A 17,754-nucleotide genomic window follows, 5' to 3' on the forward strand; every position below is an offset into this window, starting at 1 on the left:
CAGGTATTACTTGAATTCAAAGCTAATAAAATTAGTGTTTAAACCAAATAATTTAGTACAATTTAATAGTAAGTAAATAGCTTGGTACCCGGTGCTTAACTGCAACAGGTGAAGGATTTATTGTTGATTTTAGGATAGGGCTTGAGGCGGTGGTGAGCCGGTGCCGGCTGGCCGAGTTTTGTCTTGGGGTAGGGGGACAAACTCTGCGTTATCGTTGGGGGGTAGGGCAATGCGGCCAGCCTGCCAGTCGGCCTTGGCCTGCTCAATCCGCTCCTTGCGCGACGACACAAAGTTCCACCAGATATACCGCTCGCCTAGGGGCTCGCCGCCCAGCAGCATCAGCGTGCTGGCCTCGCGGGCTATTAGCACCGGGTCGATGCCGGGCGTGAATACTAGCAGCTGGCCGGGGCCGTAGGTTCGTCCGTTCACCTCAACAAGGCCTTTGGCTACGTAGGCGCCGCGCTCGGGGTACCCGCGAGGCAGGCCAAACCGGGCGCCGGGCTGAAGTACTACGTGGAGGTAGAACAGAGGCGAGTGAGTTTGCACCTCATTGCGCAGCCCGAAAGCGTCGCCGGCAATCAGGCGCATCCACACGCCGGGCTCCGTAAAGACCGGCAGTTCGTGAGGTTGATAATTGGTGAAGGCCGGGGCACTTTCCTCATCTTTTTCGGGTAGGGCAACCCAGGTCTGAATCATTTCCAGGGCGCCGCCGGCCAACGCTGCCGGGTCCTCGAACCGCTCAGAATGGGCAATGCCGGAGCCGGCTGTCATCCAGTTTACCTCGCCTGGTCTGATAACCTGCTGCACGCCCAGACTGTCGCGGTGCGTTACCTGCCCCCCGAACAGGTAGCTGACCGTAGACAGGCCAATGTGGGGGTGAGGTAAAACGTCCAGCTCGGGTAGCTTCTCCGGTGCGAAATTTACCGGACCCGCATGATCCATGAAGATAAACGGCCCCAGCATGCGGCGCAGGCGATAAGGCAAGATCCGGCGTACCTCAAACCCCGGACTAAGCGCCGCTTGGCGCGCTTCAATTACTTGATCCAACATAAAGTAGTAAAGAAAGGGGTAGGGGAAAGTAACAGGTTGCGGCCCACAGAGGAGGTAGGAAAAGAAAGTGGAGTAAACCGTCCGTGCCTCAACTATTTAGCAGAAAAATGTGACCTTAGGCCAATAAATCCGTCGTTTTTCGCGTAGAGTGGTCCTATGCCCATGTTTACCTCGCTTCGGTTCCTCTATCTGGCCATGAGTGGAGCCCTGCTGGTGGCCTGCCAGCAGGAGCGTGCTGCCCAGCGCCCTGCCCCAGCCACTGCTCCCGCTCTGGCCGATACGCTCGCCCTCGACTCGCTGTCAACCCCTGTAGCTGCTACCCCTGTGCGCCGCGACTGGCATCGGGTGGAGCAGCCCACCAGCCGCCGGGCTCCGTTAATTGTATACCGAGGCAGCACCCGCCGCCCAGCTGCTTTGGGAACCGATGCGCCACCTGCCGAAGCGCGTCTGCAGGACCTAACCCTAAAAGCCAGCGAGTATTTTCAGATTGACCCGACCAAAGCCGCCGAAGTGCGCGGCCGCGAGGGAACTGTAGTCCGCATTCCGGCAGGTTCCCTGGTTGATAGCCGGCAGCGGCCAGCTACGGGTGCCGTGTGGGTAGAGCTGAAGGAGTGCTATGCCGCCTCCGACATGCTGCTTTCTAATCTGCTCACTGAAACGCTTGCCGGCGCCCCCCTGGAGCTGACCGGAGCCGTGCTAGTGCGCGCTACCGCTGCCGGCCAGCAGCTGGTACTGGCTGCCGGGCGCAGCCTGCAGCTGGAACTGGCCGGTAGCCGGGGCTCAAACCCGTTATTTTATGGGCAGTCTACTAACTCAGCGGCGCCTGTGCGCTGGCTAGAAGGTGAGGCCCCGGCTGCACTTTCTGAGCAAGTGTACACCACTGCCCAGCAGATGCCCCGCTACGGCCAAGGCCCCGCCGACATTAACCGCCTGATTCGCTACCCCCGCCAAGCCCAGGAACGCCAGACACAGGGGCTGGTTTTTGCCTCGTTTGTGGTTGATGAAGCCGGGCGGGTGCAAAGCCCCCGTATTCTGCGCGGCCTCGGTGACGGCTGCGACGAGGAAGTACTACGGGTGCTGCGCCAAACCTCCGGCCGCTGGACGCCCGGTCAGCAAGACGGCCGCTTCGTAAAAGTGAAAATGGTGTTGCCCATTCGGTTCAACTTCCAGGCTGGGCTGGCTACTGCCCCCGACGCTACCTCTCCAACTGAGTCAGTAGCTGCCTCCGAGACGCCTACTAGTCAAGAGGAATTGGCGCCCGCCCCCAATGCTCTGCAGCCTACTAAACTTGGATGGCTGGCGGTAGGGCGCCCCTGGTCTGGCTCGGCGGCCGCTTTGTTTATCCCTACTGCTACCCCCGCCGACGGCGACCATACCGCGGTGCGCCTGCTAGTGCCTGGCCGCCGCATGGTGCTGGCCGGCACTCCCCAGGCCGCTGGCTACCACTTCACCAGTGCTCCCAGCGGCACCGCGGTGATGGTGCTAGGCCTGCGCTACGAGAACGGAACGCCCTTCTTGGCCCGACGCGAAGCCACCACCAATGCTCCTTCCGACACGCTACGCTTTCAGGAAACAACCCTAACCGATTTGGAAGCGGCTCTGACTCGGCTAGATTAGGTAGGAGAAGTATGCTTCCTACGGGCCCTAGACCAGTTATGCACTAGGGCTTCATACGGCCAAACAGGGCCTTGGTAGCTACGACTAATGAGCGGTTTCTGTCTCGGGCAGCACCGATGGTACGTTGGTATCGGATATAATATAAAGCGGCCGCTGACGCACGTTGGCGCTCAGGCGGGCAATGTACTCGCCAATAATACCGATGGCAATCAACTGTACCCCACCCAGAAATAAGATACTAACCATCAGCGAAGCCCAACCATGCTCATAGTCGCCGCTTACAAATCGTGAGTAGAGCGTATAAAGCATGACCAGAAAAGATATGCCTGATACTACAAAGCCACTTATGGTAGCGGCTCTTAATGGAGCATCCGAGAAACCCGTGATACCATCCAGCGCCAGCCGAATCATCTTGCTGTAGGTGTAGCCAGTGGCTCCCCCTGCTCGGACGGACCGGTCATATTCTAGATAAGTTTGTCGGTAGCCAACCCAGGCAATTTGCCCCCGGATAAACTTGTTCTGCTCCGGCATCTGCTTAAGAGCCCGCACCACCTTGCGTGACACAATGCGGAAGTCGCCGGTATCAACAGGTATAGAAATGTGGGTGATATTTGCCAAAATTCGATAGAACATTTTAGCAGTGAGAAGCTTGGCAGCGCTTTCGCCTTGACGGGTACGGCGTTTGGCATATACTACCTCATACCCCTCCTGCAACTTGGCATATAGGTCCGGTATTAGTTCCGGTGGGTCTTGCAGATCCGCGTCGATGATAACTACAGCCTCCCCTATCGATAGGTCAAGGCCAGCAGTTACAGCAATCTGATGACCAAAATTGCGGCTGAAATCAGCATAGCGCACCCGGGAATCCTGCGCGGCTAGTTCCTGAATAAGTGCCAGTGAACGGTCACGCGAGCCGTCATTAATGAAGATAAACTCGTACGCTAGCTCCATGGGGTTCAGAACCCCGAGTAGCCTTTGATAGAGGGCAGGAATATTTGCCTCTTCGTTATAAATGGGGATGATGATAGATAAGTCCAAGGGAAAGCGTGGTGAATTCGAGAAGTAAAAATGGTGAAAGTATATGGATTAGTTTGTTGTGCTAGGCTTTAGCTGCGCAATAGCCCTTTGCGCTTATCTGCCGGGAGGAAGTAGGCATTTTGGCGACACAGTAGCTGCCTGACTATAAGAGTTTATACCTTTGGCTCGTCTATCCACAGGGCTGGTGCAGGCATCATACCCTATTCTTTTGCCTTAGATGAAACAACTTATTCTCCTGCTAGGATTAATGGCTTTGGGAGCTTGCTCCGCTGATCAAAAAGCAGGTAGCGGCCTCTCAGGCGCAAAAATCATTACGGCCAATGACTTTGAATCGACAGCGGGGTGGAACGTTGATCCGGGCTATCTGGATCGGGGACGTGCCCACTCTGGCCAGTATGCCATTAAGGTTGATCAAGGGCACGAGTTTAGTCTGACCTTCGACATGGTATTGGGGCAAGCTACCCCTACTAAAATCAAAGTCGTTAATCTGGAAGCCTGGGCCTTCCTGCCCAGTGAAAGGGCAACCGGAATGCTCGGTATCCAAATTATGGACTCTGGCACCGGGCAGCAGGTTTTTGGCGACGGAATCCGGCTTGGGGAAGTAGTAAAATCATACGGCGAGTGGGTGCATATCAGCAAGGATATTACCCTGCCAGACAACATCACAGCCATCCAGCATATTCGCCTCTCATTGTGGCGAGCCGACGCCAGCGACTACGTGCTGGTTGACGATGTGAAGCTGAGCGTTAAGGAATAGGAGCCTGAGGCTCCGATTTTCTTTGGTGGGGTGTCAAGCCGATAGCGCGGAGTTGACTTAGCATCCTGTTTTATTTTGATGGCCCAATGGCTGCCTTAAACCTGCTGCCCGGATGAATAAGCGCTTCTTAACGAGCTTGTTGATTGTGTTTGTTCTATTGGATACGGCGCTTACCTTTTGGCAGAGCCGTCAGCTCCCTCTCGACGGCGACTTGGTGGTAATTGTCTTTCCTGCCCCCTGGTACACCCAGGTATTACAGGATCCTTTTGGGTGGGCTGTGCTTACTAAAAACGCAGTGTACGCAGGCACTAATCGCTTTTTTGCACACGCAGCTATGGGGGTGTATTGGAAACAGGTGCCGCGTCTGCTCCAATATGTTACTACCCCTATCGAAAGTTTGTATTTGGCCAGCGCCTTATTCAATACCCTGGTTCAATTGCTAGTCCTATTTGCGTTGGCAGCTTACGTATGGTTAGGAGGTGGGCGTCACCAAGGCCGTTGGGGTTTTTGGGTTGCTGCTGCTCTGCTGACGCCTTTATTTCAGATAGATGGTTTTTATCAGCAGATGGGCGTGACGAACGCAGCTATTACTTATACGTTCTTCTATGCTTTTCCCTGCGGCCTTCTTCTTCTTCTTCTGTGGCCCTTTTTTCGGGCGGCGCGGGAGGGTCGGCCCTTTCAATTGCCTCTGGTGCGGCTAGTACTGCTGGCGCTGCTGATGGTAGTAATTGCCTTTAACGGTCCTATTGCCACGGCCGCGGTAGCAGTGCTGCTGTTGGGCATCGGTCTTTACTGGGCGTGGCAGCAGTGGCGCCGGGTTATAGTAAAACCGGCAGAGAGCCAAGTGAGGAGGAGTAACTGGCTGTCAGGCCAGGCCTTGGTTCTGCTGGCCTTGCTGGCTGGGCTGAGTATGTACTCCCTGTATATTGGGCGCAACAACTCGGAAAATTCACACATCCACACTCTGGGTGAGCTGTATAAACTATTGCCAACGGGAGTGTATCTGGAGTTGAAACATGCTTGGGGCCTACCCTTGCTGCTGGGCCTTATCCTGCTGAATGCTCAACTGATCCGCCGACTTCTACCCGTTTCAGTGGAGCGTGAATGGTCGCTCCGTAGTCTGCAGTTCGTGGGACTCTTTGCAGTGGTATTTATTGTACTGCTTCCGTTCGGGGGCTACCGTGACTACCGGCCCTACCTAGTTCGAGGCGACTCGATTCTGCCAGTAATACTAGGTATGATGTACGCTTACGGTGTTTCTACCTACGTGCTATTGTTTCAGCTGCGGAACCGAGCGCGCAACGTATACGCAGTGGTGGTAGCTCTATTCCTGGCAGTCTTTGTATACGCTGATGCTACACCGAAACTGACCTATAACAACGATTGTGAGCGTTGGACGCTGGACCAACTGGCCCGAGCCCCAGAAACGGAAGTGCGCATATCCCCTCTTTGCAACCTGTTGAGTTGGGGTACTATAACTGACCCTGGTCAATCAGAACTACAGGGGCAGATGCTGCAGTATTGGGGCATAACTAGCCGTCCGAAGCGCTACTACCAGTAATATCAATAGGTGTAGGCTGCCTCATTTAGCAATAGCTAACGTCCAGTTGCACAGGTATTATTCATTACACCCACTACCGTTTTCCAAGCGCATGCAAGCAGAAGTATTGCCGCCTATATCTACTCCTACAGCTACTTGGCGACGCTGGTTACCTGGTACGCACGTAGGCTTTGTCTGGCTGATGATTGTCATTGTGCACATTGCCCTTATGAAGGACGCCTCGCGCTGGAACCGCTCTGATGTGCTGGTGTGGGATGCTGGCGGCTACTATCTATACCTGCCCGTCACCTTTATTACCAAGGATATCGGCGAGGGCTCATTTCTATCTTACGTCCGCGGGCAATATCGCCCCGACTTGGACCCCGACCACAGCTTCATCCGCCTGCCCAACGGTCGAGTAGTATTTAAGTACCCTATAGGCATGGCTGTGGCATACTCGCCATGGTTCGCGGTGGCGCATGTGTACGCCTTAACGGCGGGCTTCTCGCCAGATGGCTACTCAAAACCATATCAGCGCTACATTGCCCTAGGGTGTATGGTGTATAGCTTACTGGGATTATGGATGTTAGGAAAAGAGCTGCGCCATTATGTGCCAGACCATCTCGCAGCCCTGACCCTGCTGGCTATCAGCTTAGGTACCAACCTGCTGATATATTCCACCGTTGACTCGCCCATGTCCCACGGAACTTTGTTCCTGCTGAACGTACTGCTGCTACGCTACACGCGGCAGTGGTACCAAGCGGGCCGTTGGCAGGAAGGTAGTAAGCTGGCACTGGTATTTGGAATGATGATGTTAGTGCGGCCTTCGGAGCTTTGGATGATAGCAGTCCCGATGTTGTGGGGTCTTACTAATCGTACAGCAGTTTCTCAACGGTTTATCTTTTGGCTAAGCCGCTGGCCTCAACTGCTAATTATGGTTGCTATAATAGGCTTTGTAGGGAGTTTGCAGTTGATTTTTTGGCGCGTATCAGGCCGACAGTGGTTGATGGAGTTTTACGCGGGCGAACGATTTTATTTGCTTGAACCACACTTGCTCGATGGCCTATTCAGCGTGCGCAAAGGGTGGCTGTTTTGGAGCCCAGTATTGGTATTTGCCCTACTCGGAATCTTCTGGCTGCGCCAAACAGCCCCGGCTTTGGTACCTGTAGCGGTGGTGCTGGTGCCTGCTGTCGTTTACGTCACGTTCACTTGGTGGGACTGGACCTATGGCGGTGGATACGGCTGTCGACCATTAATTAGCTTATACCCATTGCTGAGTATATGTATGGCTAGCTTTTGGGCTCGATGGTGGAATGCTCGGGCTGTAGCGATGGCCTGCGTGGTAGGGGTGCTGGTATTGCTGAGCGTGCGACAAAGCTGGCAGTACTCCCGGGGAGTAGTAGATTGCTGTAATATGGACTGGGCACGCTATAAAGAGCACTTTTTCGATCATTAAGAGGCGCCTACCCAGGCTTCAGGCCAGAGCACATATACAACCGCTGAGGTAGTCCGCTACCTTTACTTTCCTCTACTTGCTTTCTCTCCCTATGCTAAAACCTGCCCCGGTTATCTTATTCCTTGCGCTGCTATCCGTTGGGTGCTCTAAGAAAACAGATAGTAAAACCATAGGCGGTCCACTGGCAGCTACTAGCTTTGAAAACTTGGACGGCTGGCTGGCCGACTCCCCAGCTCTCTACTCGCTTACCCGCGACAAAGCGCATACAGGGCAGTATAGCACCATGGTGGGTCCTAACCACGAGTTCAGTCTGGGCTACAGCAATCCGCTTAGCCGCTTAGCCCCCGACTGGCCTGGCAAGCTAACTATAGGAGCTTGGGTATATGTGCCGAACGAGCAAGCCACCGCCAAGTTGGTAGTTGAAATAAAGAAAACTAACAGCGCCAGCGCCAACTTGTTCTGGGAAGGCCTAGCTATAACTCAGCCAGTGAAGGTGTACAATAAGTGGCAATACGTGGAGCATACCGTTACCCTGCCCCCCGCTGCCACCGCAAACAGTCGCCTGTTGGTGTACCTATGGCGCGCTGATAGCCGGCAGCCGGTGTATATGGACGACCTGAGCATCTCCTTGGCCAACCAGAAATAAGCTACTCCACTACCTCCACGGGCACTCGCACCCGTACTGGCCAATCCTGATAATCCTTGCTGATCAGGCTGACCTCTAGGGTATAATGGCCGGGCTGCCGAGGTGCTTGTAGTGGTACAGTCTGTACCCATGGCTGCCAGACATCTACTTCCAGCGCTACTTCCATAGGGTTGGTATCGGAAGGCCAGTCGTGCGATTTATAGAAGGCCGTGCGCAGGAGGGTAGGATGAGGAACCCGCGTGCCTGAGTGCAGAGGCTGCGCCGCTGCTGGTACAGTTATCTGCACTGGCAGCGTGTGCTGGCGGCTGGCTTGCCAGGTGGCGGGCACTGCACCCGGAAGGGTGAGCCGCACTTGCTGGTGAGCGGCAATGTAAGAACGGAGGGCTGCTGTGTCTAGGGGGGGTAGGGTATTGAGCACCCGGTAAGCTGTGTTCGGGAAGCGGCAGTAATTGGCTGGCAGATCAGCCGTATTCATAGTTTCAAAGGGACCAAGCAATATGCCCAGCTTCGAGCCAGCGTCGGCCAGTTGATCAATATCCCAGCCTACGCGCACAGTTTGCACAGAGTCAGGGTGTTGGCGGGCGCTAGCCATCATAGTTTCACTGGCCGATGCCCACCAGGGCCACCCAGCTCGCAGGCGGTGCGGATCCACGTTATCGGGATACATAATGAACTTGCGTTCCGGAAACTGGCTAGTGTACGTCAGTAACTGACGCAGCCACTGCTGATAGGCCGTATAGGGTATATGGCGCTGCCACACGAGTCCTAAACGGGCCACGAGCAGCAACGCCAGAAGGCCTGTAGCCAAAGCCGGGCCCCGGCTACCCCAGCCCCGCTCCAGGGCCGGCAGTAGCTCCAGGGCAAAAGGAATGGCCACGAACAAGGTCAGTGGCAGGTAAAGGTTTTCGAGGTAAGTAGCCTCAGTATAGTCAGGGTTGGAGACGTTGATAATGAAGGTGTAGCCCGCTACAGCCCCCCATACCAGCACCAAACGAAGCAAGGCCAACCAAGTGCGCTGCCGAAGGTAAAATACCGATAGCACAGCCAGTAGCACCGGCAGCGCTAAAAAGCTGCGGCTGCATAGTTGCCAGAAATTATCGAAGCTGCCAATGGCCAGATAGTTAGGGAAGAACTTAATCAGGTTGGGCGTGAAGGTCATGTGCGTGGCCTCGTAAGAGCCCGGCGGAATCAGCATTGCCCGCAACTGGTACATGGCCAGTGCCAGCACCAGCATACCGTAGTAAGCCCAGTCTTTAAACCGACGGTTTAGCGCCCAGTCATAAGCCCAGATAAACAGGAAGGGCAGGATAATAAGCGGATGCCCAAACACAAACACAGGCACCAACGCGGCCAGTGCCAGCGTGCTAAAGCGAAAAGGCAGAGGGGTTTGCCGCGCTACCCCCCCGTAGAAAAGCAACAGAGCCGCCAACCCCTGTGGCAATTCCGACTGCGCCCAGTAAAAGGTGCGGGAAGCCAGCAATACATACAGCAGGGCTATTACCAGGGCCACATGCTCGTTGCGAAACCAGTAGGCGCAGGCCAGAAAAACGGCTAGGTAGTAGACAATAAAGACAACCGAGTACAGCCGTAGTACTCCATCGAGCGGCAGGCCCGCCTTGATGGCCAGCAGAGTAGGAAGCTGGGTGACGATGGCTACGAAACGCCGGTTTTGAACAAATAAAGACTTGGTCTTTAGGTAAATAAATAAATGATAGGCTAAGTCGTAGTAAGCTGACCGCTCCAGATAAAAGTGCCAGGCAAACAGGAGCAAAACCAGCATAGTAGCCAAGGCTAGGCGTAGCGGTCCGCGCGAAGCATATTGTTTAGAAAGAAGCATAGAAGAGAGGTAGAGTAGCTACCAGCTAAAGTCATCAGTGGGCGGGGAACATCGTCGGCGCGATTATCAGCCGAACAGCCCGTATTTGATAATGCAGTAGATAGCCCGGAAACCGTCGCGCCAGCCGATTTTTTTGCCTTCGGCGTAGGTGCGCCCATAATAGCTGATGCCTACTTCGTAGATGCGGACATTAGGCACCCGTGAGACTTTAGCTGTTACTTCGGGCTCGAAACCGAAGCGCTTTTCCTTCAGGTCTAGGCCCTGAATAATGTCGCGGCGGAACAGCTTGTAGCAGGTTTCCATATCCGTCAGGTTCAGGTCGGTGAACATGTTGGACAGAAACGTGAGCACTCCGTTGCCGATGCTGTGCCAGAAAAACAGAATCCGGTGGGGGTTGCCACCCATAAAACGGGACCCGAACACCACGTCAGCAAAGCCCCGCAGAATAGGTTTAATCAGGAGGTTATACTCCTCCGGGTCATATTCCAGGTCTGCGTCCTGCACAATAACGTAGTCACCGGTGGCCTGCCGGATGCCTGTATGTAGCGCGGCTCCTTTCCCCTGATTTACCGCGTGCCGCAGCAGGCGCAAACCCATTTCGGGGTGCTGGGCTGCGTATGCCTCAATCACCTCGGCCGAGCGGTCAGTGGAGCAGTCATCAACCAGGATAATCTCTTTCTTGATCTGATTAATCAGCTCCAGACCGCGCAACAGATCCAAGATCTGGTGAATTGTGCGGGCCTCATTGTAGACCGGAATGATGATGGAAAGTGTAGCAAAGTGTACCAAGCGGAGCAGGTCTAGTCATAGAAAACGGTCAAATATAGCCGCTCTGCTTGCGAGAGCCAGCAAAATCTGACATACCCGAACCCGCCAACCCCCTCATACGCTGTGGTTAAATGCGGTTTGCTCATCGCGGCGCGGTAGCGCCTTGGTGAGTTATGGTAATAGGCATCCTTCTACAAACTGCTCGTGCGGCCACCATCAACTGGAATATTAATGCCCGTAATGTAGGCCGCCGCCTCCGAGGCCAGAAACGCTACGGCCGCCGCTACCTCCCGCGCCTGCCCAAATCGTCCAGCGGGAATGCCACGCAACATGGCCGCTTCCACCTCTTCGGTGGCCTGGCCGGTTTGCTCTACTTTTTTGGCAATAAGAGAGGTGTGGCGCTGGGTTACGGTGGCTCCCGGTAGCACGTTGTTCACCGTAATGCCATCAGCCGCTAATTCGTTGGCCAGGGTTTTAGCCCAGTTGCCCACCGCTCCCCGGATGGTATTGGAAACACCCAGCCCCGGCAGCGGCTGCTTCACGGAGGTGCTGATAATATTGATAATGCGCCCGTACCCGCGCTGCCGCATGCCCGGCACTATCGCCTGCGCCAGCAAGTGGTTACATACCAGATGTTGCTCAAAAGCGTCCCGAAATGCCTCCACTGGAGCTTCCAGAATTGGTCCGCCGGCTGGGCCGCCCGTGTTATTTATCAGAATATCAAAGTTGTGTGTAGCCTGACTCAGATACTCCACTACCCTTTGTTGCATGGCAGCCGGCTGATTAAAATCGGCCACGAGAAAATTGTGCTGTTGCCCGGCAGGGGTAGGTAGGGCCGCTGTTACCTCGCGCAGGGCTACTTCGTTGCGAGCCAGTAGAGTCACGGTAGCGCCGCGCTCGGCCAATGCTTCAGCTACTGCTCGCCCAATACCCTGAGTACTGCCGCCCACCAGAGCGTGTAAAGAAAGAAGATCCATGAGCAAGGATGTAAAAAGACAGAGAAGAAGATGCTTACTCTATTTCAACGTCGGAGGTGTCCACTTGATCGGTTGCAAGCTGAGGGCTAATGAGAGGGTAGGGAGCCGGTAGCCGTACTAGCGAAGCGAGAAGAAGTGGCCTTGCTGCCAGAGGTGCCGGACCGAGCATCCAGGTTTCCTACCCCTTGGTTTGGCAAGATACGTAGGCGCCATACACGGGAATCCCGTTATTTGTCGTAGTGCATCCGTGCCCTACCCCCTTTCACCTCCACAACTCTCCTAATGATCCGGCCCTTCAACTTTCAGCAGTGGATTGATGAGCATCGCCATCTGCTCAAGCCGCCCGTTGGCAACCAGCAGGTATACAAGGACAACAAAGACTTCATCGTGATGGTGGTGGGCGGGCCCAACGCCCGCAAAGATTACCATGTAGACGAGGGCGAAGAGCTGTTCCTGCAGCTGGAAGGCGACATTGTGGTAAAGGTCATTGAAGATGGCAAACCCGTTGATATTGAAATTAAAGCCGGCAGCATGTTCCTGCTGCCCGCCGGTGTGCCTCATTCGCCGCGCCGTCCGGCTGGCTCCGTAGGCTTGGTACTGGAGCGCTACCGCACACCTGGCGAGCTAGATGGGTTTCAGTGGTATTGCGAAAACTGCGGCAACAAGCTCCACGAAGAGTTTGCCGAAATAACCGACATTGTAGCCCAGTTACCACCCATCATGAACCGCTTTTGGGCTTCTGATGAGCTGCGCACTTGCCAGGTTTGCGGAACTTATATGGAGGCTCCGCCCAAGGCTTCAGAGTAGGCATTACAAGTATTAGCTGCGTGAAGTCTCGTATTGTTTTTTGGCTTACTGCCGGCCTACTCATTCTGGCTACCTTCAACGATAAGCGTTGGAAGCCACTGGATGTTTTTGACAATGATGCTGGGGGGTACTACGTGTATCTGCCAACCTTTTTTATCTATAAGGATGCTGGCCGGGCAGATTCTCTTTTAACTATTCTTCAAACGTATCATCCTGGCCAGCGTCCGTATGTGGGTTTGCTGCACCTGCCGAATGGCAAAATAATATCGAAGTATCCTCTAGGAGTAGCAGTAGCAGAGGCTCCCTGGTTTTGGGGAGCCCACAGTTGGGCGGTGCTAAAAGGAGTACCCCCTGATGGGTTCTCACGTCCTTACCAGCAAGCCATTATGCTGTCTGGCTTGTTTCACGGGCTACTTGGACTGTGGCTGTTACGAAAGTTACTGTTGCGTTACTTTCCCTCTGATGATGCTGTAGTAGCATGGGCCCTGGCAGGAATAGGTTTAGGCACTAATTGGTTTAACTATGCTAGCTATGACAGCCCTATGGCGCATAGTGCTCTATTTCTATGGCATACTGGGCTGCTCTGGGCCACTGGCGAGTGGTACCAAACCGGCCGCAGGCGTTGGGCCATTATTCTTGGTTTAATGATGGGAATGGCTGTCCTGACACGGCCAACGGAAATTCTGTATGCACTTGTGCCTATAGGATGGGGACTTGCTGTACAAGGTGGTTTACTACCTTGGGTACAATGGGTAAAGTCACGCTTCGGGCAAGTAGTGCTGGCAATGGTAGTAGCTGCTGCAATAGTAGTGTGGCAACCTGTGTTCTGGCACTCTGTGAGCGGCCATTGGTGGGTAGACACGTACGCTGGAGAAGGCTTTGACTTCGGGCACCCCCACATTCTTGAAGGAATATTTAGCTTCAAGAAAGGCTGGCTACTATATACTCCAGTGGCTGGGATAGCGCTGCTTGGGCTATTGGTGCTACCCTCCCGGCTGCGCGGTGTAGGAGGAGCGGCTCTGCTTACCTTACCGGTGTTGCTTTACATCACGTTTAGCTGGCGAGAGTGGTGGTATGGCGGTAGCTTCGGGGCTCGCCCTCTAATTAGCGTTTACCCTTTGCTGGCCTTTGGTTTAGCAGCCCTGTTAGCTCAGTCAGCAAAGTGGCGAAATCCCTCACAAATAACATTACGAGTGGTTTTAGGGCTATGTATATTATTGAATTTATGGCAAACGTATCAGTATAATGCTGGTGTTCTACACTGGGATAGTATGACGGCTGAGCGCTACTGGCGAACTTTCTTCTTGACTTCATTGAAACAAATGCCCCCAGATTTGCGCACTCCTTAACCCGCTGCCGCTTCTGCCGTGCTCAGTATCGATATTCATACCCACATTCTGCCCGAGCGGTGGCCCGATTTGCGCGAGCGGTACGGGTACGGCGGCTTTATCCGGCTGGAGCACCACCGGCCGTGCTGCGCCCGCATGATGCAGGACGACCGGTTTTTTCGCGAAATCCAGGACAATTGCTGGGACCCCGCCGTGCGCATCCGAGAGTATGACCAGCTCGGGACTCAGGTACAGGTACTCAGCACCGTGCCCGTGATGTTCAGCTACTGGGCGCGCCCCCTCGATACCCTAGACCTGAGCCAGCTGCTGAATGACCACATTGCCGACGTGGTACAGCGCTACCCTACCCGGTTTGTGGGGCTAGGCACTTTGCCCATGCAGGCACCTGACCTGGCTATTCGGGAGCTGGAGCGCTGCATGAAGCTGGGAATGGCGGGCGTACAAATCGGTTCCCACGTTAACGACTGGAACTTGGACGCGCCGGAGCTATTTCCGGTGTTTCAGGCTGCTGAGGAGCTGGGGGCCTGCGTGTTTATTCATCCCTGGGACATGATGGGCCAGCAGCAGATGCCCAAGTACTGGCTGCCTTGGCTGGTGGGAATGCCTGCCGAAAGCACCCGCGCCCTCTGTTCCCTGATTTTCGGGGGTGTACTAGAGCGTCTGCCTCGTTTGCGGGTAGCAGCGGCCCACGGTGGCGGTACCTTTGCTACCACCATCGGGCGCATTGGCCACGGGTTTGAAGTGCGGCCCGACCTGTGCGCCGTCGATAATGCCGTACACCCGCGCAATTATCTGGGCCGGTTTTGGGTTGATTCGTTGGTGCATGACCCGCGCCTGCTTGATTACCTCGTCCAGACCCTCGGCTCCGATAAAATAACCCTCGGCACCGACTACCCCTTCCCCTTGGGCGAAGCCGTACCCGGCGAGCTAATCCGTTCCCTGCCCTATTCTGAGGAGGTAAAGTCTCGCATGCTCGGCCAGAATGCGCTGGATTGGCTGGGGCTGGATGCCAGTTTGTTTCGGGTGTAGGAGCAACGAACTGGCGACATCCCATTCACCTGTCACCATTTACCTTATCACCAACTCCCCATTGGTATCTTTGCCCCGATGACCTTCGAACCCACCCTCGACTTTGCCCGCCAACTGGATGCGCAGGACCCGCTGCGCGACTTTCGCCAGCAGTTTCTGATTCCGCCCGCGCCCAACGGCGAAGAAAGCCTCTACTTCTGTGGTAACTCGCTGGGGCTGCAGCCCCGCACGGCCCGTGCCGCCGCTGAGCAGCAGTTTCAGAACTGGCAGGAGCTAGCCGTGGAAGGTCATTTCAAGGGCGAAACCCCCTGGATGCACTTCCACCAGCGCTTGGAGGCAGCCTCGGCCCACATTGTGGGCGCCAAGCCCGTGGAGGTCGTCGTGATGAACAACCTCACCACCAACCTACACCTGCTGCTGATTTCCTTCTACCAGCCCACTGCCACCCGCTACAAGGTGCTGATGGAAGGCGGTGCTTTCCCTTCCGATCAATACGCTCTGGAAACCCAGGTCCGCATGCGTGGCCTCGACCCCAATGATGCTATTGTGGAGCTAACCCCGCGCCCTGGCGAGCATACCCTGCGCACTGAGGATATTTTGGCCAAGATTGAGGAACTGGGTGACTCGCTCTGCACCATTCTGATGGGCGGCATCAACTACTACACGGGGCAGGTGTACGATATGGCCGCTATTACCCAGGCAGGCCATAGAGTAGGCGCTATGGTGGGCTTTGATTTGGCCCACGCGGCTGGTAATATTCCGCTGCACCTGCACGACTGGGACGTGGACTTTGCCTGCTGGTGCTCCTATAAGTACCTGAACTCGGGGCCTGGCGGGGTATCGGGTGCATTTGTGCACGAGCGGTTTGCCGACCGCCCCGACCTAGTGCGCCTAGCTGGCTGGTGGGGCTACGATGATAAGGAGCGCTTCCAGATGAAAAAGGGCTTCCGGCCTATGCGCGGCGCGGCTGGTTGGCAACTTTCCAATGGCGCCATACTGACGCTGGCTGTGCACGAGGCCGCCTTGGCTATTCATGAAGCGGCCGGCGGCATGGAGGCTCTGCGCCGCAAAAGTGAACTGCTGACGGGCTACCTGGAATTCCTTATTACCCGCCTAAACCTGCCGAAAACCCGCCTCGAAATCATTACCCCTCAGGACCCGGTCCAGCGCGGTTGCCAGCTTTCTTTGCTGGTGCACCAAGGCGGCCGCAACCTGTTTGAGCACCTGATGGGGGTAGGCGTTATCGGCGACTGGCGTGAGCCCAACGTGATTCGGCTGGCTCCGGTGCCGCTCTACAACACCTTCGAGGATGTGTACCGGGTAGGCGAGGTGCTGGCCGGCTGGGCCCGCCAAGCCGAATAGAATTTGGCACCAGCCGAAAGTTTTTCGCTGGAAATACCTGTTCTGCGTAAGAATAGGGATGCTGGTTCCCAGCTCGTTTTGATTTCGCTGACCTGAATACCATGGCTGAAGACTTCGCGGCAAAAATGAGCCGCAAAACCGTCGCTGAGCTGCGCGACTACGTGGATAACCGCTACCAGTACCGCGAGGAGGCCGTGTTGGCTGCCTTAGAGGAACTGGAACGTCGCGGTACCCCGGAGCCGGCCGCGGCTACCATCATTCAGGAACTCCAAATCAGCCAGCAGGAAACCAACCGCCGCGAATCGGCCGCTCGTGCCCAGGAAGAGGAACGGGAGCAGGCCCGCCGGCGCATGCGGGGCGAAGAAATACCTACCGAAGCTGCAGAGGAAACCGGGCCGGTGCTGTATTCCCCTAGTACCATCACCGTGTTTTCGGTGCTCTTCAGTATGGTAGCGGGTGGCGTACTGCTGGCCCTTAATCTGCGTACGCTGCGCCGGTTTGGACTTTCGTGGCTGGTTCTGCTCTTTGCATTAGGGTATTGGATAGGCGCGCAGTATTCCATGAAGTGGATTCTGGAGAACTATGGCACCCAGTATTTCTGGCTAGGTTCCGTGTTCAATATCCTCGCTATTGTACTATACAACCTCTTCTTCTGGCCTAGGTACATTGGACTGCAGCCCTACCGCAGTCGGCCCTGGGGTGGGGCGCTGCTCATCTGTGCCCTGATTATGATGGTGTTTGCCATTCTGTACCTGCGGTTCGGCGTAAGCCCGGCGGTGTAAGAAACCCTGCTGATGGCTCTTAGCCCCATCGTCCTGCCTAACGCTGAGCTGCTGCTCGACCCGGACTTCCTACCCCCAGCGAAGGCCCAAACCCTGTTCGCGGAACTTACTAGCAGCATAGTATGGAAGCACGAGCCCATTAAGCTATTTGGCCGTGAGGTGATGCAGCCCCGCCTCACGGCCTGGCACGGCGACGCGGGCGCTTCCTACCGCTACTCGGGCCTGCAACTACAGCCCCAACCCTGGACACCTGCCCTGCTACAGTTGCGCGGGCAGGTAGAAGCAGCGGCCGGTGCGGCCTTTAACAGTGTGCTGCTCAATCTTTACCGCTCCGGCCAGGACAGCATGGGATGGCACGCCGACGATGAGCCGGAACTGGGTCCCGAGCCGATTATTGCCTCAGTTACGTTGGGGGCTACCCGCAACTTCCGCCTGAAGCCCCGCGACCCAAACCTTACTGCCCACGCTCCTGTCACGCTTCCCCTCACGGCCGGAGGCCTGCTCCTGATGCGTGGTCCTACCCAGCGTTACTGGCTGCATGCCTTACCCAAAACCACCCGCCCCGTCGGCCCCCGCCTGAACCTTACGTTTCGTTTGGTTAAGTAAGGAGTCGAAAGGTTGTGTAGGCATTAGCAATAAAATATTATACATTAAATGAAGTGGGTATTAATGGGAGCACTCCGCGAGCAACACAAAATCAAAAAACGATAAAGAGTATAATGCTTAGAATTGCTAGTGT

Annotated in this window: 16 protein-coding genes; 11 read left to right on the forward strand and 5 right to left on the reverse strand. The window is 55.5% G+C overall.

The window, feature by feature from the left end; genetic code table 11:
• Window positions 1–129: 129 nt before the first annotated feature.
• Window positions 130–1,050 carry a pirin family protein gene (locus DNI29_RS14230; protein WP_110978794.1) on the reverse strand — a complete coding sequence of 307 codons (921 nt, stop codon included), beginning with the start codon at window positions 1,048–1,050 and terminating at the stop codon, window positions 130–132.
• 162 nt (window positions 1,051–1,212) lie between these two features.
• Here DNI29_RS14230 and DNI29_RS14235 point away from each other — a divergent pair, with 162 nt between their 5' ends.
• Window positions 1,213–2,667: an energy transducer TonB gene (locus DNI29_RS14235; protein WP_162303616.1), complete on the forward strand. Its 1,455-nt coding sequence runs from the start codon at window positions 1,213–1,215 to the stop codon at window positions 2,665–2,667.
• 84 nt (window positions 2,668–2,751) lie between these two features.
• Here DNI29_RS14235 and DNI29_RS14240 read toward each other — a convergent pair whose 3' ends face one another.
• Window positions 2,752–3,705, reverse strand: coding sequence for a glycosyltransferase family 2 protein (locus DNI29_RS14240; protein ID WP_110978796.1), 954 nt, complete (start codon window positions 3,703–3,705; stop codon window positions 2,752–2,754).
• Between the two features lie 217 nt (window positions 3,706–3,922).
• On the opposite strand from DNI29_RS14240, the gene DNI29_RS14245 reads away from it, so the two are divergent.
• The 4 genes from DNI29_RS14245 (at window position 3,923) to DNI29_RS14260 (ending at window position 8,104) form a co-directional block, all read left to right on the forward strand.
• The gene (locus DNI29_RS14245) at window positions 3,923–4,462 is read left to right on the forward strand and encodes a hypothetical protein (RefSeq protein WP_110978797.1); all 540 of its coding nucleotides are present in this window, start codon (window positions 3,923–3,925) and stop codon (window positions 4,460–4,462) included.
• Between the two features lie 112 nt (window positions 4,463–4,574).
• Window positions 4,575–6,023 carry a hypothetical protein gene (locus tag DNI29_RS14250; protein ID WP_110978798.1) on the forward strand — a complete coding sequence of 483 codons (1,449 nt, stop codon included), beginning with the start codon at window positions 4,575–4,577 and terminating at the stop codon, window positions 6,021–6,023.
• Window positions 6,024–6,114: 91 nt separating this feature from the next.
• Window positions 6,115–7,458, forward strand: coding sequence for a hypothetical protein (locus DNI29_RS14255; protein ID WP_123823252.1), 1,344 nt, complete (start codon window positions 6,115–6,117; stop codon window positions 7,456–7,458).
• Window positions 7,459–7,549: 91 nt separating this feature from the next.
• Window positions 7,550–8,104: a carbohydrate binding domain-containing protein gene (locus tag DNI29_RS14260; protein ID WP_110978800.1), complete on the forward strand. Its 555-nt coding sequence runs from the start codon at window positions 7,550–7,552 to the stop codon at window positions 8,102–8,104.
• Window position 8,105: 1 nt separating this feature from the next.
• Here the strand turns inward: DNI29_RS14260 and DNI29_RS14265 are convergent, their stop codons facing one another.
• From DNI29_RS14265 to DNI29_RS14275, 3 genes are all read right to left on the reverse strand, one after another.
• Window positions 8,106–9,941 (reverse strand): hypothetical protein, encoded by a 1,836-nt coding sequence (locus tag DNI29_RS14265; protein WP_123823253.1) that lies wholly within the window; start codon window positions 9,939–9,941, stop codon window positions 8,106–8,108.
• A gap of 66 nt (window positions 9,942–10,007) precedes the next feature.
• Entirely contained in the window at window positions 10,008–10,730 is a 723-nt protein-coding gene (locus tag DNI29_RS14270; protein ID WP_110978802.1) for a glycosyltransferase family 2 protein, read from the reverse strand.
• Between the two features lie 170 nt (window positions 10,731–10,900).
• Window positions 10,901–11,692, reverse strand: a complete 792-nt coding sequence (locus DNI29_RS14275) for an SDR family oxidoreductase (RefSeq protein WP_110978803.1) — start codon at window positions 11,690–11,692, stop codon at window positions 10,901–10,903.
• Window positions 11,693–11,968: 276 nt separating this feature from the next.
• Between DNI29_RS14275 and DNI29_RS14280 the strand changes: the two genes are divergently transcribed.
• The 6 genes from DNI29_RS14280 (at window position 11,969) to DNI29_RS14305 (ending at window position 17,621) form a co-directional block, all read left to right on the forward strand.
• A complete protein-coding gene (locus DNI29_RS14280; protein ID WP_110978804.1) occupies window positions 11,969–12,493 on the forward strand; it encodes a 3-hydroxyanthranilate 3,4-dioxygenase in 525 nt (174 codons plus the stop codon).
• 20 nt (window positions 12,494–12,513) lie between these two features.
• Entirely contained in the window at window positions 12,514–13,842 is a 1,329-nt protein-coding gene (locus DNI29_RS14285) for a hypothetical protein (protein ID WP_110978805.1), read from the forward strand.
• 18 nt (window positions 13,843–13,860) lie between these two features.
• Entirely contained in the window at window positions 13,861–14,871 is a 1,011-nt protein-coding gene (locus tag DNI29_RS14290) for an amidohydrolase family protein (RefSeq protein WP_110978806.1), read from the forward strand.
• A 78-nt stretch (window positions 14,872–14,949) separates the two neighbouring features.
• Window positions 14,950–16,233 carry a kynureninase gene (gene kynU, locus DNI29_RS14295; RefSeq protein ID WP_110978807.1) on the forward strand — a complete coding sequence of 428 codons (1,284 nt, stop codon included), beginning with the start codon at window positions 14,950–14,952 and terminating at the stop codon, window positions 16,231–16,233.
• Window positions 16,234–16,334: 101 nt separating this feature from the next.
• Window positions 16,335–17,015 carry a hypothetical protein gene (locus DNI29_RS14300; RefSeq protein WP_110978808.1) on the forward strand — a complete coding sequence of 227 codons (681 nt, stop codon included), beginning with the start codon at window positions 16,335–16,337 and terminating at the stop codon, window positions 17,013–17,015.
• A gap of 12 nt (window positions 17,016–17,027) precedes the next feature.
• Window positions 17,028–17,621: an alpha-ketoglutarate-dependent dioxygenase AlkB family protein gene (locus DNI29_RS14305; RefSeq protein ID WP_110978809.1), complete on the forward strand. Its 594-nt coding sequence runs from the start codon at window positions 17,028–17,030 to the stop codon at window positions 17,619–17,621.
• Window positions 17,622–17,754: the final 133 nt, after the last annotated feature.

Source organism: Hymenobacter sediminis (assembly GCF_003231285.1).
Lineage (GTDB): Bacteria > Bacteroidota > Bacteroidia > Cytophagales > Hymenobacteraceae > Hymenobacter > Hymenobacter sediminis.